Source organism: Sessilibacter corallicola (assembly GCF_021290925.1).
GTDB lineage: Bacteria > Pseudomonadota > Gammaproteobacteria > Pseudomonadales > Cellvibrionaceae > Sessilibacter > Sessilibacter corallicola.
This window is the reverse complement of the sequence record NZ_JAJSLX010000003.1, coordinates 490205-504652: the sequence shown is the minus strand read 5'-3', so window position 1 is coordinate 504652 and position 14448 is coordinate 490205. Positions and strand designations below refer to the sequence as shown.

At 43.4% G+C, this 14448-nt stretch carries 12 protein-coding genes; 11 read left to right on the top strand and 1 reads right to left on the bottom strand.

All coding sequences use genetic code 11. From position 1 onward, the window contains the following. The 4 genes from nqrF (at position 1) to sthA (ending at position 4162) form a co-directional block, all read left to right on the top strand. Positions 1-1221, top strand: a complete 1221-nt coding sequence (gene nqrF, locus LU361_RS16365; RefSeq protein ID WP_233089965.1) for an NADH:ubiquinone reductase (Na(+)-transporting) subunit F — start codon at positions 1-3, stop codon at positions 1219-1221. Beyond that, a complete protein-coding gene (locus LU361_RS16360) occupies positions 1187-2263 on the top strand; it encodes an FAD:protein FMN transferase (protein ID WP_233089964.1) in 1077 nt (358 codons plus the stop codon). The genes nqrF and LU361_RS16360 overlap by 35 nt, the downstream gene beginning before the upstream one ends. Before the next feature lie 8 nt (positions 2264-2271). After that, positions 2272-2514, top strand: a complete 243-nt coding sequence (gene nqrM, locus LU361_RS16355) for a (Na+)-NQR maturation NqrM (protein ID WP_233089963.1) — start codon at positions 2272-2274, stop codon at positions 2512-2514. 241 nt (positions 2515-2755) lie between these two features. Beyond that, complete coding sequence (sthA, locus tag LU361_RS16350) at positions 2756-4162, top strand: Si-specific NAD(P)(+) transhydrogenase (RefSeq protein ID WP_233089962.1); 1407 nt, start codon at positions 2756-2758, stop codon at positions 4160-4162. A gap of 185 nt (positions 4163-4347) precedes the next feature. On the opposite strand, the gene nhaB is transcribed toward sthA, so the two are convergent. Continuing rightward, on the bottom strand, positions 4348-5877 hold the full coding sequence (gene nhaB / locus LU361_RS16345; RefSeq protein WP_233089961.1) for a sodium/proton antiporter NhaB: 1530 nt from the start codon (positions 5875-5877) through the stop codon (positions 4348-4350). 550 nt (positions 5878-6427) lie between these two features. On the opposite strand from nhaB, the gene LU361_RS16340 reads away from it, so the two are divergent. The 7 genes from LU361_RS16340 (at position 6428) to LU361_RS16310 (ending at position 14410) form a co-directional block, all read left to right on the top strand. Continuing rightward, positions 6428-8131, top strand: a complete 1704-nt coding sequence (locus LU361_RS16340) for a FimL-related protein (RefSeq protein WP_233089960.1) — start codon at positions 6428-6430, stop codon at positions 8129-8131. 12 nt (positions 8132-8143) lie between these two features. Next, positions 8144-8971 carry an NAD(+) diphosphatase gene (gene nudC / locus LU361_RS16335; protein WP_233089959.1) on the top strand — a complete coding sequence of 276 codons (828 nt, stop codon included), beginning with the start codon at positions 8144-8146 and terminating at the stop codon, positions 8969-8971. A 10-nt stretch (positions 8972-8981) separates the two neighbouring features. Beyond that, complete coding sequence (locus LU361_RS16330; protein ID WP_233089958.1) at positions 8982-9635, top strand: cation/multidrug efflux pump; 654 nt, start codon at positions 8982-8984, stop codon at positions 9633-9635. A gap of 16 nt (positions 9636-9651) precedes the next feature. After that, positions 9652-10707 (top strand): protease SohB, encoded by a 1056-nt coding sequence (gene sohB / locus LU361_RS16325; RefSeq protein ID WP_233089957.1) that lies wholly within the window; start codon positions 9652-9654, stop codon positions 10705-10707. 18 nt (positions 10708-10725) lie between these two features. Continuing rightward, positions 10726-11436 carry a tRNA (guanosine(18)-2'-O)-methyltransferase TrmH gene (gene trmH, locus LU361_RS16320; protein ID WP_233089956.1) on the top strand — a complete coding sequence of 237 codons (711 nt, stop codon included), beginning with the start codon at positions 10726-10728 and terminating at the stop codon, positions 11434-11436. A 575-nt stretch (positions 11437-12011) separates the two neighbouring features. Continuing rightward, positions 12012-12212: a DUF2788 domain-containing protein gene (locus LU361_RS16315; RefSeq protein WP_233089955.1), complete on the top strand. Its 201-nt coding sequence runs from the start codon at positions 12012-12014 to the stop codon at positions 12210-12212. 38 nt (positions 12213-12250) lie between these two features. Beyond that, a complete protein-coding gene (locus LU361_RS16310; RefSeq protein ID WP_233089954.1) occupies positions 12251-14410 on the top strand; it encodes a hybrid sensor histidine kinase/response regulator in 2160 nt (719 codons plus the stop codon). The last annotated feature ends 38 nt before the right edge of the window (positions 14411-14448 follow it).

Below are 14448 nucleotides of genomic sequence, written 5' to 3'. Positions count from 1 at the left end.
ATGGAAACAGTAGTAATTGGCGTAGGAATGTTTACTGTCATCGTTTTAGTATTGGTGATGGTCATTCTAGGCGCGCGCTCCAAGCTAGTTAGTTCTGGAGACGTAAACATTGTTGTAAACGGTGAGAAAACTCTCACTGTTCCGGCTGGCGGAAAGCTGCTTCAGACTCTTGCTGAAAGCGGTATGTTCCTTCCTTCAGCCTGTGGTGGCGGCGGTAGTTGCGCTCAGTGTAAGTGTGTTGTTAACAGCGGTGGTGGCTCTATGTTGCCAACCGAAGAATCACACTTTAACAAGCGTGAAGCCCGTGAAGGCTGGCGTCTATCTTGTCAGGTGCCAGTTAAGCAAGACATGACCATTCATGTTGAAGAAGATGTATTCGGTGTTAAGCAGTGGGAGTGTACTGTTGAGTCGAATCCTAACGTTGCAACTTTTATTAAAGAGTTGACCTTGCGTCTTCCTGAAGGTGAAAACGTTGACTTCCGTGCCGGTGGTTATGTTCAGTTGGAAGCACCAGCTCACCACGTGAAATTCTCTGATTTTGATATTCAAGAGGAATACCGTGGCGATTGGGAGAACTTTGGTTTCTTCAACCTTGAGTCTAAGGTTACCGAGCCAATCATTCGCGCTTATTCAATGGCGAACTACCCAGAAGAGAAGGGTGTGGTTAAGTTCAATATCCGTATTGCAACTCCACCACCTCGCACTCAAGGTTTGCCACCAGGCCAAATGTCTTCTTACGTATTTAGCTTGAAGCCAGGCGATAAAATTACTGTATTCGGACCGTTCGGTGAATTCTTCGCGAAAGACACCGATGCTGAAATGGTATTTATCGGTGGTGGTGCTGGTATGGCGCCAATGCGTTCTCATATCTTCGATCAACTTCGTCGATTGAATTCTGATCGTAAGATTTCATTCTGGTACGGTGCTCGTTCGGTTCGTGAACTCTTCTACGAAGACGATTACAACACTCTGGCGGCAGAAAACGAGAACTTCGACTGGCATATCGCGTTGTCGGATCCTCAGCCAGAAGATAACTGGGAAGGTTTAACGGGCTTCATTCATAATGTACTTTATGATGAATACCTAAAAGACCATCCAGCGCCAGAAGATTGTGAGTACTACATGTGTGGGCCTCCAATCATGAACGCTTCGGTTATTGCCATGTTGAAGGATCTTGGAGTAGAGGATGAAAACATCCTACTGGATGACTTCGGTGGCTAAAGCAAAGCACGCTAGTGCAAAAACAGGGCTCGTCATTCGGGCCCTGTTTTGTTTGACCTCTTTTATTTTTATTACAGCTTGTTCAGAATCTGAAACTGAGTCTCCTCTTTATTTTTCAGGCCCAACAATGGGTACAACCTATAACATTACGGTTGTCGACACTGATTTAACAAAATCCCCTGAAGTTGTTGCTTCAAATATCATGGAGCTGCTGGCCAAAATTAATCAAATTGGCTCCACGTACATCGATGATTCTGAGTTGATGACTTTTAATCGTCACCCAATTGGCCAAAAATTTGCTGCATCGCCAGAACTTATGGAGATGCTAGCCATCAGTGGCAAAATATACGAGATTACTGATGGTGCATTCGATGTCACGGTTGGTCCAGTCGTTAATCTCTGGGGCTTTGGTCCAATTGACCAGCGCGAGATTCCCGACGATGCTGAGATTGAAAAATCTTTAGCGAAAGTGGGGTTTGATTACATCCAGCTTGATGCTCAGAAATCCACTGCTATTCGTGATGCTGACGTATTTGTTGACCTCTCTTCGGTTGCGAAAGGCTATGCTGTTGACGTTGTTGCCGATTATTTAGAGAGTGTTGGCGGCAAAAATTTCTTGGTTGAAATTGGCGGTGAAATTGTTGTCAAAGGTTTAAACAGTCGAAATTCCGATTGGAAAATAGGCATTGAGGCTCCAACCTTAGGCCGTGCAGACCCTCTGCAAGCGATACGAGTGACGGATTTAGCCATTGCGACGTCGGGTGATTATCGTAACTTTTTTGATGTTGATGGGGTGAGATATTCCCACACAATCGATCCGAGAACCGGTCGTCCCATTACCCATCAGCTGGCGTCAATTACGCTATTACATGAATCCAGTGCTTACGCTGACTCGCTCACCACAGGTTTGAATGTATTGGGTTATGAAAAATCCATCGAGATTTGTAATAAAAACCGTTGGCCTTGTTATTTTGTTGTTCGAGAAGGAAATCAGTTTAAAGAATATCCTTCAAACGATTTTGTTCAATACATGAACGAATAGGAGAAACCATGACTTTTGTTGTTACTTTAGCTGCGTTGTTGTTAGTTGTTACCGCGATGTCTGTCGGTGTCATTATGGGTAGAAAGCCGATTACCGGTTCTTGCGGTGGTGTTGGTGCTGCTCTGGGTGAAGAAGACTACGTCTGTGACTTGTGTGGCGGTGATGAAGCTAAGTGTGAAGAGCTTTCGCAGCAGGACAGCGGCAAAAACGCGTTTTTGGCGTACGAAGCAAAAACTGAAAAAAAGCACTAGTATTCTTAGGGTATAGACAGATACATAACTAAATTCAGACGAAATTCTGAAGTCAATAAATTGCTGATCTAAACTCGAGTTACTGAGGTAGTTTGAGAGATTTATAGTTAACTCTGTAAATCTCTCATGGGCGTTAAACTCGAAAGTCAAAGAAAGCATACATTCGATGTGACCCAATCTAGCCTCAACCTCATAATCATAAAATATTAATCAGTGAATACAGGGGCAGTTTTGAATCACTATGAGTGAGTATAATTACGATGTAATAGTTATTGGTTCAGGTCCTGCTGGCGGTTCTGCGGCGGTATCTGCGGCCAAAAGTGGTAAGCGTGCTGCAATGATTGAAGCGCGTTCAATGGTTGGTGGAAACTGTACCCATAAAGGCACAATACCCTCTAAGTCTTTGCGTCACGTCGTAAAGCAAATCCTACGATTTAAAAACGATCCAATTTTTCGCTCCGTTGGCGATTACCGTACTCTGACTTATCCAGAAGTGCTAAGTGCTGCGTCTCGTGTTATTCCTAAGCAAGTTGAGATGTACGATGCACATTACCCTCGTAATCGAATTCAGTTATTCAACGGTGAAGCAACGTTTATCGATGCTCACACCGTCGAAATTGCGTTGGCTGATGGATTAAAGGAAAAGCTGACTGCAGAAAACTTTATCATTGCCACAGGCTCTCGTCCGTACCGTCCTGTTGATGTCGATTTTAGCCATCCTCGCGTCTATGACAGTGACACTATTTTAGAAATGACACACACACCAAGAAGTTTAATTATTTACGGTGCTGGTGTGATTGGTTGTGAGTATGCGTCGATCTTTGCTGGAATGGGCATCAAAGTCGATTTGATCAACAGCCGTGAGCGTTTGTTGTCATTCCTTGATGACGAAATCTCGGACGCCTTGAGTTACCACCTACGTGATGGTGGCGTTATGGTTCGTCACAATGAAGATTATTCTGAGGTGAAAGCCGATGAAAGCGGCGTAACCTTAACTCTGAAATCCGGTAAGCGTTTACGTGCTGATGCTCTGTTGTGGTGTAACGGTCGTACCGGTAACACAGACAAGTTGAGTTTACCGTCTGTTGGCTTAGAGGCGAACCACCGTGGTCAGCTTAATGTTGATCAGGGGTATCGTACAGAAGTCGATAATATTTTCGCTGTTGGTGATGTCATTGGTTGGCCGAGCCTTGCTAGTGCGTCTTTTGACCAGGGTCGAGCCGTTGCGAAAAGTATGCGCGGTGAAGAGCCTGATTTAGTCGCTTCTGACGTACCGACTGGAATTTACACGCTGCCAGAAATCAGTTCTCTTGGTAAAACCGAGCGCGAATTGACGGCACAGCGAATTCCTTACGAAGTGGGTCGTGCATTCTTTAAACACACGGCACGTGCACAAATTTCTGGTGAAGATGTTGGTATGCTGAAGATTCTATTCCACATTGATACCTACGAAATTTTGGGAATTCATTGCTTTGGCGCTGAGGCCTCTGAAATTATTCACATTGGCCAAGCCATTATGAAACAAGAGGGTGAGGCGAATAACATCAATTACTTCGCATCCACCACGTTTAATTACCCGACCATGGCAGAAGCTTATCGTCAGGCGGCATTAAACGGCATCAACCGTGTTACCCGAATGAAATCTTAAGCGCGTTGCTTTTCTAATTTAGACACCGCTGAGACTTATCTGAAAACCACTAAGCAAAACTGCTTAGTGGTTTTTTTGTGTCTTCAAAAAGTACCGTACTGATACAAACTCACGAACAAAAAAGCCCAGCGGTAAGCTGGGCTTTTTAATGCAGTTTGATAACGCCTTGGATAAAGGCCTATCAATTACAGTAGGTAGGTAACACAGGCTAGACCGACAATTGATAATACAATTGTGTACGGAAGTGCCATGATAACCATGCGACCGTAAGACAAACGAATTAATGGCGCTAACGCAGAGGTTAACAAGAACAAGAATGCTGCTTGGCCGTTTGGCGTTGCCACACTTGGTAGGTTAGTACCGGTGTTAATAGCAATTGCTAGCTTGTCGAACTGTTCACGTGTAATGGTAATTTGGCTTGGATCAGTGTTGTCCAAAGCGGCTTTTACTTCATTAATGTAAACGGTAGCAACGAATACGTTATCACTGATCATCGAAAGGATGCCGTTTGCAATGAAGAACATAGGTGCTTGGACACCGGCGTCCATCTCCAGTACTGCATGAGTAATTGGTGCAAACAAGTGTTGATCGTGAATAACCGCAACAACTGAGAAGAATACAACCAGTAGCGCGGTGAACGGTAATGCTTCTTCAAACGCGTGGCCGATCTGGTGTTCTTCGGTGATTCCGGTGAAAGCTGTAACGACCACAATCACGGTCAAGCCGATAATACCGACTTCTGCAAGGTGAAGTGCAAGGGCAATGATTAGGAAAACAGCCATGATCGCTTGAACGATAAGAGCGGCATTTTCTTTGTTTTTGCGCTTGCTGCGTTGGCTCATTTCGAACTCTTCAAGAACCGATCGAACCGGATCAGGAAGCTTGCCACCGTAACCAAACATGTTGGTTTTTTCCAAGATCATGCAAGTAATAACACCAACAACAAAACACGGTGCAGTAACCGGTGCCATGTGTGTCGCGAACTCTAAAAAGCTCCAGCCAGCCTGTTCAGCAATCAATAGGTTTTGAGGCTCACCTACTAACGTACATACGCCACCTAATGCCGTACCAATGGCACCGTGCATAATTAGGCTGCGAAGGAAAGAGCGGAAGTCTTCTAGGTCTTCCCGGTGGTATTCAATGACCGTGCTGTCATCGCCGTGATCGTGATCACCGTGATGAATTTGCTTACCGGAGGCGACTTTATGGTAGACCGAATAGAAGCCAACAATAACACTAATTAAAACGGCGGTTACTGTTAATGCATCTAGGAAGGCGGACAAGAATGCTGAGGAAAATAAGAATAATAATGACAGCGCTAGCTTTGACCGAACACCAATAAGAATCTTGGTGAATAAAAACAGCAGCAGGTCTTTCATGAAGTAGATGCCTGCGACCATGAACACAAGGAGAAGAATAACTTTTAAGTTGGCTTCAACCTCGTGATAGACAGAATGGGTGCTGGTGAGGCCGAGGATAACGGCTTCTAATGCAAGTAAACCACCGGGTTGCAGCGGATAGCATTTAAGCGCCATAGCAAGAGTGAAGATAAATTCAGCGATGAGTAGCCATCCCGCTAGAAATGGTCCTGATTCGCCGCCCAAAAAATACACCAGGGGGTTGATGATCAAAAAAGCAATAATTGCTTGTTTGTACCACTTAGGTGATTGCCCAAGAAAGTTCTTCCCAAATGCTTGGGATAGTGTTGTTTCCATGCCTGCTTCCTTAACAAAGTTAATAAATACAAAAAACTGATTAGACTTTGGAGGAGTTATAACCGTCCTACGAGCAGTCATGAGGACTAAACGTACTGCCTGGTTTGCCTACCAATCACGCTTTTTTCGCCAGACCTACACAAATTTTGTGTTCTGTGAAAAAATGCAACTAATTCAATAACATTTGTGCCACTTTTAAAGTGACAACTGCGATAGCCTGCGTATATTCTTAGGCTGTATCTTGTCGTGAAAGTACCTGGAAAACCCGATGGGGGATTAATGGCGGGCAATTATAACGAAAACTGACGCAGAGTTAGAGTCATCAATCCAAAATTATCTTATTTTTTTTAGGGTAATTTTCGCACAAAGGGCTGAACAACTGTTTGTTTTGATACTGTTTTTCAGTTTAAAAATGTGTAATTCGTAAAATATGATGTTAATTCGCGTTTCAAACATCGATAATCGCGAAGGAACATACCAGATTTGTTAGCCTAGTTGATTAACGACAATTAAAAATAGTTTCAGCTAATGATTATAAGGTGAGTCTCGAGTGGACAATGAGCTTCCAACCAATGCGATCAGTTCACTAAATCTTGTTCGCGATGAATTACTTGCAACTGTTGAAAAATCAGCCAAGCAGTTAGAAGAATTTTTTGAAAATACCGCCGATGAAACCAGTCTTCAAGGGTGTGTTGACGGTTTACAACAAATATCCGGCACTTTAGAGCTTATCCAGCTCCGTGGTCCCCATCAGCTTGCTTTCATGTTGTTGAGTGTTACTAAAGAGCTAACACCGGGTCACCAAAAGCTCGATGACGATGAGCTTCAATCGTTGACGACGGCATTTTTTATTCTGCCGCGTTACATTGAGTTCTTGGAAAATACACGCCAAGACCATCCTGAGCTTCTGTTGCCGTACATTAACGATCTGAAAGGCATCTTAAATCAGTCGCAATTACCTCCCAGTCACTTTTTCAGCATTAAAAGAATTTCCAAAGAACCGTTTAGCTGTGACTGGATTAATCCACGCCAAATTGCTGAAAGCGAATACCTTCCACTGGTGTCGAGATTACGACACATGTATCAGGTTGCTTTGTTGGCAATACTGCAAAATAAAGCACAGAAGCCGCCTTTGATTATGATGGCAAAGTGCATTGAGCGTCTGGCCAGTATTTATTCGTCAAAGCCGATTACTAATTTTTGGATTGCAGTATTTCTCGCGCTAAATTCTTCTGTTAATTCGTCGCTGCCACTGACACAGCATAAAAAGCGCGTGCTCATGGAAATTGAAAAGCAGATAAAGTCGCTTATTAAACTCGACATCGCTGGCGTTAAAACCAATATTCCCATCGCCTTGACTAAAGAGCTGGTTTATTGGGTCGCGGTGGGTGCAAACCACGGCGATAAACTGAGTTCTGTCGAGCAGTTTTTATCAAAGTTTGGATGTTCTCGTCTTCCATACAGCGATGAAGATCTCAGTAAAGAGTTTGATTCTTTAAAAGGGCCCAATGCGCAAACCATTGAGTCCGTTATCGCTGTTTTTGAAGAAGAAATTTCGACCGCCAAAAGCATTCTTGAAGTCAGTTCTCAAGCACAATCAACGGCTGAATTTGGAGCGCTCTACGAGCTTCTTAATAAGTTGGCAGAAATCCTTGCCGTGGTTGGTTTGGGGCAGCCCAGCATCGAGTTAAAGCAGCAGGCTAAAGTGATTGCTGCAATGTCTGAAGACACTACAGGGTTGGATAAATTTGCTTTATCAGAAGTGGCTGATGCGTTATTGCAAATAGAAAATTTTGTTATCCAGTACAAAAATACCGCCGGCTACGGTATTGGTAATGGCGATCAAACCATTGCCGAAAACCAATTTGCCGAAGCAGAGCAAATTGTTTTGCAAGAAGCAGAAACCGGACTAACTCTCGTAAAACGGGCCTTGAGCTCTTACGCAGAATCCAATTTCGATCACGGTCATATTCGTAACGTCAGTAAAACCCTTGAAACCATACGCGGCGGAATGACTTTGTTACACCGCGATCGGTGTGCTCGTGTGCTGGAGCTGTGTAACCACTTTGTTGAAACCGAATTGTTATCAGATGAACACCCGACGGTCCTGTTGCAATTACTGGAGATCTTCGCCGATTGTATTATCAGTCTGGAATACTACATCTCAGCGTTACAATCCGACAAATCAACAGACGACAGTATTTTGCAAATAGCGGAAGAAAGCCTCCAGTCTTTAGGATTATCGGGTCAATAAGGTAGAAGTAGCTTGCGTTATATTTTTGTCAATAAAGGTTCATTGCTGGTTTCCGAGTCCGACGAGACAATGCATGCGTTGGAGTCGGTTGAGTCCATCTGTACGATGTTCGAGACATTAAACGTATTGGATTCGGGCTCTTTTCAAGAGCAGGTTGATCGCTCCACATTCGTTGGTGAAAGCGCAGACCGCAATGTTCATCTTATTGTCATTGAAGGTTTTTTTGATGACGACATGCTCTCACAAATGGGCACGTCCAAATACAAATGGGTCACTGGCCGACGGTTATTAGTCGAGACGCAAATTTCAGATTTTGAAATTCATGCGCGGGCTATCCAACTCTATCATTGGTTAGATGACCATCGATTTTGCGGTCACTGCGGAGCAAAGACCTACAGTCACCGAACAGAAACTGCTCTCACATGCGTTAATTGCTCGAAACTTTGGTACCCGAGAATTCAACCCTGTGTGATTACGTTAATATATAAAAAAGATAAGATTCTATTAGCTAAGCACGGACGCTACATCACTGATATGTACAGCTGTATCGCTGGGTTCGTTGAGTCAGGAGAGACACTAGAAGCTGCTGTACACCGTGAAGTACAAGAAGAAATCGGTATTAAAGTTCACAATTTATCTTACTTCAAAAGCCAAGCTTGGCCATTCCCAAATCAACTTATGATTGGCTATTTTGCCGAGTACCACAGCGGTGATATCACCGTTGATGGTGACGAAATTGTTGACGCTAAGTGGTGGGGCCTAGATGAATTGCCGACGATACCACCGATGACTTCGATTGCGGGTGAACTTATCGCTGAATTCAGTCGAAAACACCGTTGACGGTAATACTATGTTTTACACACTCACGACTTATCTCCTGATTGCTATAGGAATTGTAATCGCGGCTTTCACCGTTCGCTATTTAATCCGAACAACGTGGTTTCAAGGCTGGTTAAAAGGCATGCTCGGTTTTAGCTTGCTTTTCTGCTCAGCAGTCTTCGCCTTGGTGGGCGTTGATTTTTACAGCTACCAACAACTGGTTTCTGAAAAATCCGTCGCAACCTTAGAATTCTCACAACTTGATGAGCAAAAGTTTTCTGCGAAAATTCTCACCTCCGAAGGCAAGCAATACAATTTTGATATTAACGGTGATCAATGGCAGTTAGATGCCAGGATCATCAAATGGCCTTCTGCTTTTGGAGCAGTAGGTGTTAGACCGGCATTTCGTTTAGAGAGAATCAGCGGTCGCTATTATTCCTGGGAAAAAGAGCAGACTGAGCCAAGAAGTGTGTTTCCTCTGGATGAGCACAATTATTCGGTGGATATTTGGGAGTGGTCGAAACGTCTCAACCTTAAAGATGTCGGAATTGACGCAACCTACGGCAGTGCAACTTATCTGCCCATGGCCGATGGTGCTCTGTACGAAGTCTCATTGAGTAATACCGGTCTTGTTGCGAGACCCTTTAATAAAGCCGCAGAAAGCGCAATTAATCGTTGGAATTGATCAATCGGAGTAAGTTTTGGAATTTCTTTTTCACTATGGACTGTTTTTAGCCAAGGCCGCCACCTTTGTCGTGGTCGCGCTTATTATTGTGGCAATAATCGGTTCTTTGGCAGGACGCAATCGCTCGCAAACCAAAGGGCGAATCGAAACCACAAATTTAAACGAGCAGTACCAAGAAATGTTCGACAGTGTGGAGGAAGCCATTCTTTCCCCACAGGAATATAAAGACCAAATTAAAGAGCGAGAGAAAGAGAAAAAGCAGGCATTAAAAGCCAAGAAAAAGAAATCCTCAAAAGACAGCGAAGACGAAAAGAAAAAACGTTTGTTTGTTTTGGACTTTGACGGTGACATCAAAGCATCAGACGTCGATAAGCTAAAGCAGAGTATTTCTGCAGTACTGCATTTGGCTCGTGACACCGACGAGGTGTTGGTTCGATTAGAAAGTGGCGGTGGTATGGTCCACAGTTACGGCCTGGCTTCAAGCCAACTTGATCGAATTCGCCAGCAAGGCATTCCATTGACGGTATCAGTGGATAAAATTGCGGCAAGTGGTGGGTACATGATGGCTTGTGTGGCCGATAAAATTATTTCTGCTCCTTTTGCCATCATCGGCTCAATCGGTGTTGTAGCGCAGTTGCCGAATTTCCATCGTTTGTTGAAGAAGAACGACGTTGATTTTGAGATGCTAACGGCAGGTGAATACAAGCGAACGTTAACCATGTTCGGTGAAAATACCGACAAAGGTCGTGAAAAATTTGTCGAAGACCTTGAGAAAACCCACGATTTGTTCAAAACCTTTGTCTCGTCTCATCGTTCAAAAGTGGATATCGCTGAGGTTGCTACAGGTGAAGTCTGGTACGGCCAACAAGCTCTAGACATCGGCCTTGTCGACGAAATTAATACCAGTGATTCCTACATTACCGATCAACTGAAAGACGTTGATGTTATTGCTGTCGATTACGTTTCCAAAAAGAGCTTGGTAGAAAAAATGGGTTCATCAGTGGCCGCCGGTGTTGATCAATTGGCACTTAAATGGGTGACTCGACTCTTCCAAACTCGTCCCCAGGCATAATCTATTCCCCTCATTTTTATGACCCCCGAGCGTTACCAAAGAATTTTAGAGACTTTGAGTCGTCGACAACCAGATTTAACGGTTGTCGCCGATGAAGTCCACAAGGGCAGGAATCTGTCTGCCATTGTCCGAACATGCGATTCCGTTGGCATCGATACCATTCATACCGTAATTCCTCAAAAAGGTTATCGCGGCTTTCGCGGTACAGCATCTGGCAGCCATAAATGGGTTGAAGTGAAAACACACGACAATTTAGTAGCGCCTTTGGAGCAATTGAAAGGTCAGGGCTTTCAGATTGTCGCAGCCGATGTTGGCCAGCAGTGTGTGAACTATCGAGCCATTGATTACACCAAACCTACGGCACTGCTGCTGGGCAGCGAAAAAGACGGCTTAAGCCATACGGCGTCTGAATTGTGCGATCACAAGATCACAATTCCAATGATTGGTATGGTCGAGTCGCTGAATGTATCTGTCGCCACGGCGGTCATCCTTCAGGAAATCTATCATCAGCGAAACGACGCTAATTTATACGGCACCAACCAGCTATCGTCCGATCTGCAACAGAAGCGATTTTTCCAGTGGGCGCACCCCAAGGTTGCTGAATTTTGCGATGAGAAGGGACTGGCGTACCCACCGGTACGTGAAAGTGACGGCGAAATAGTCAATGCTTCACAGTGGTACCAATCGGTATTAAACAGCCTCAATCCAACCAATAGAGCGCCGATGTGACATAAAAAAGCCCGACGACCTGGGGGGAGAGCGTCGGGCCAAGACCATTAGGAGTGAAACATTAAGGAACCATCTATTAAGCGATTTCCATTAAGAGATTATCCTTAACACGGGTGTTGAGACCCGGCTGATTGAATATTGGGGGGTATGCAACCAGCCACATATTTAGTATTGATGAAATTTGGGTAAATGCCAGTACATCCCAATCGATTATTAAACGAATTTTTCATACTTATTTAGCTTGATCCGAATAAAATCTATATCAAACTATCTTCATCTAACTTCTCTTTGCTATTAAAGCGCTTCAAATAATTAGAATCATTCTAGTAACAAGGTTTCAAATTCCTATTTTTGTTTAAGTTGGAAGTAAAGTTTCTTCCATAACTAACTGTTTTTATTATAAAAAATAACTTTCTGACTATTTATCTTTTACTTTAACTAAAATTTGTACACCTTAAAAACTAAGCTTGTGCTAAAGAAGGTTTTTCAAAAAATTTATCTTCCTGCGACGGTATAGTTTAAACTTACTAGGTTTTATTTAAGTCATTTTAGATATTGAGTTAGCGAGTTTCGTTTTGGATATTGTTCTGTTTGAGACCATTTCGTTGTACGTCGGAATTGGTGGCCTGATTATTTTTATGGCTTTTATTATGTGGGATCTTGCAAAGGGTTCGAAAGCCGGTAAATTTGGAACTTTCATTTTATTTACAGCGCTTGGTTTGGGGTTACTGGGTTTTATAATAAAAACTGTCTTGGTCGAGTATTTAAATATTTAGATACATCGCTGGATTAATTTCGCCGTTGAATAATTAAGATGTTTACATTTCACAGACCAAAATCTAAAGTCCAAAAAGATCGTAAGTTAATCCACGAAACTGACGCTAGGATCGCAAAATACAGCCGTAGAGGATTGCTCCTAACCGTCACGGTATTTGTGCTGATCATGTGGATTGGTGATTTTTTCACTAATTACAGTAAAGTCGCTTTTGCTTTAGCCGCCGGTTTGTTGCTGTTTACCATTATTCGTGGGGTTATCGTTTTCGGCTTTGAAGCCATCTACCCACGAGCGCCCGGGCGTTGGCGAACGCTGTTCTTTTTAGCGTCCATTGCCGGTGCCGGTTGGTGGGGCATCATCATTTCTACGATTACCTACACCCTGGGATTTACCACCGAAACTAACTTCTTGTGGTTATACACCATTGTTTTTTATTCCGGCATGACCGGTGTTCTTTCGCCTTACCGCAGATTTCTCACATCTTATCTACTCTCGGGATTAGCCCCTATCGTAATTACCAGTCTTATCTTGTTTTCGATAGAAGGGTACTTGTATGCCATCATCCTAATTCTGCTGTTTTGGATGTTGCGCAATCAAGGCTTGATGATGTGCGAGTCCTACTGGGAGCGTCTGGAAGCGAATTTTGTCTTACGTAAACGCGCTGACTCTTTAGAAATCGAAAAGCGCGATTCCGAAGCGGCGGCGCAGCTCAACCATGATTTTCTCGTCTCTCTTAGCGATGAGTTTCGTTCTTCACTCAACGAAACCATTGGTGCTCTTTCGGTGCTGACTCACGAGAGCAGTATTAACGATAAGCAACGACACTTAATCTCGGTTGCTGAAAAAGCCAGTGATCGCCAGCTACAAGTCGTTAACAGTGTGATCGATTATTCGAAAATAAAATCCAAAAAGCTGTTGCTTGAAAACACCGTTTTTAGCCTGCCTAAACTGTTGGAAGAGTGCTTTAACGATAAAGAAATCGACGCAGAAATTCACGGCAAAGAATTCTCTCTGAATTTTTCTGACAACATTCCGTCACGTGTTCGCGGCGATTCAATGCGAGCGAGCCATTTGATCAATTCCTTGATCGATCAATCCATTAGCTTGAGTCACGGTTCAGATCTTTTCGTGAATGTCAGCTGTGAACAGCACGGTGGTTCAGAGTTAATCTTACACATCACTATTGCCGATGAAGGAAAGCAAACGCCTCAGCCGATCCAATCCAGTTCCGGTGTTGTCAACGGCTTCAGTTTGAATATGAGTAAGCAATTAGCTGAAGCGATGGGGGGCGATCTTGGTATCAAGAACGAAGACTCTCCCGTTTTTTGGCTGGCATTGCCGTTGGCGCCGGTTAACTCGCAGTCATTTTTCAAGCAGTACGAAAGCCGATTTGATAAACAAAAACTGCTTATTATTGACGCTCCGGCAAAAATCGAAGAAGAGCTTAAAGATATTTTTCGGTCTTGGGGTTTATCCGCAACATTTGCTGATTCCAAACTGGAATTAGACGAAATGCTCGCCCCTAAAAGTGATACCAATACGGTTTTTGATGCGAACTTAATTTTTTCTAAAAAATCCAGTCTTACAGCGATTCCGGTATCGCAAAAATTGAAAGAATCCGAGGTATTTAAAGATACACCCCAAGTGCTTGTGGTCAGCCAACTGCAGTCCGATTCACGTTTATTCACCAAGTACCTAGGCGAAAATACCGATCTTAAAGTCATTCAAAAACCGGTGACGCAAGATAAGTTGTACAACAACTTTTCAATGCTGTTTTTGGATAAGCTAAATTCTCATCATTTTGCACCTTCCGCTAAGATTTTATTAGTTGAAGATAATTTAGTAGACCAAATGGTCATTTCAGGAATGATTGAGAATTTGGGGTTTTCTGTTGATGTTACTGCTAATCCCGATTCTGGCCTGAAAAAACTGAGCCAGCGCGATTACGATTTGGTTTTCATGTCTTGTCATTTAAGCGGTAGTGAAGATTGCAGTGAAAGCTTCAATATGGCGAAGGAAATACGCAAGCTTAACGATGAAGAGCAAAAACGTGTTCCTTTATTGGGATTAACTATTTTGAAAAATGATCGGCAAGATCGTATGTGCCTAACGTCTGGAATGGACGATACAATTTCCAAACCTGTGCGAAAAGAAGAATTGAAAAAACAGGTCGACCACTGGCTTGTATCTCACAGCTAAATTTCAGTGTGAGTATTATGTTTATTTTAAATAACCGT

Bases quoted from the DNA above. Each gene is read 5' to 3' on its own strand.
- LU361_RS16310 (WP_233089954.1), top strand. From the start codon at position 12,251: ATGTTTACATTTCACAGACCAAAATCTAAAGTCCAAAAAGATCGTAAG.
- sthA (WP_233089962.1), top strand. From the start codon at position 2,756: ATGAGTGAGTATAATTACGATGTAATAGTTATTGGTTCAGGTCCTGCT.
- nhaB (WP_233089961.1), bottom strand. From the start codon at position 5,877: ATGGAAACAACACTATCCCAAGCATTTGGGAAGAACTTTCTTGGGCAA.
- nqrM (WP_233089963.1), top strand. From the start codon at position 2,272: ATGACTTTTGTTGTTACTTTAGCTGCGTTGTTGTTAGTTGTTACCGCG.
- LU361_RS16330 (WP_233089958.1), top strand. From the start codon at position 8,982: ATGTTTTACACACTCACGACTTATCTCCTGATTGCTATAGGAATTGTA.
- trmH (WP_233089956.1), top strand. From the start codon at position 10,726: ATGACCCCCGAGCGTTACCAAAGAATTTTAGAGACTTTGAGTCGTCGA.
- nqrF (WP_233089965.1), top strand. From the start codon at position 1: ATGGAAACAGTAGTAATTGGCGTAGGAATGTTTACTGTCATCGTTTTA.
- LU361_RS16360 (WP_233089964.1), top strand. From the start codon at position 1,187: ATGAAAACATCCTACTGGATGACTTCGGTGGCTAAAGCAAAGCACGCT.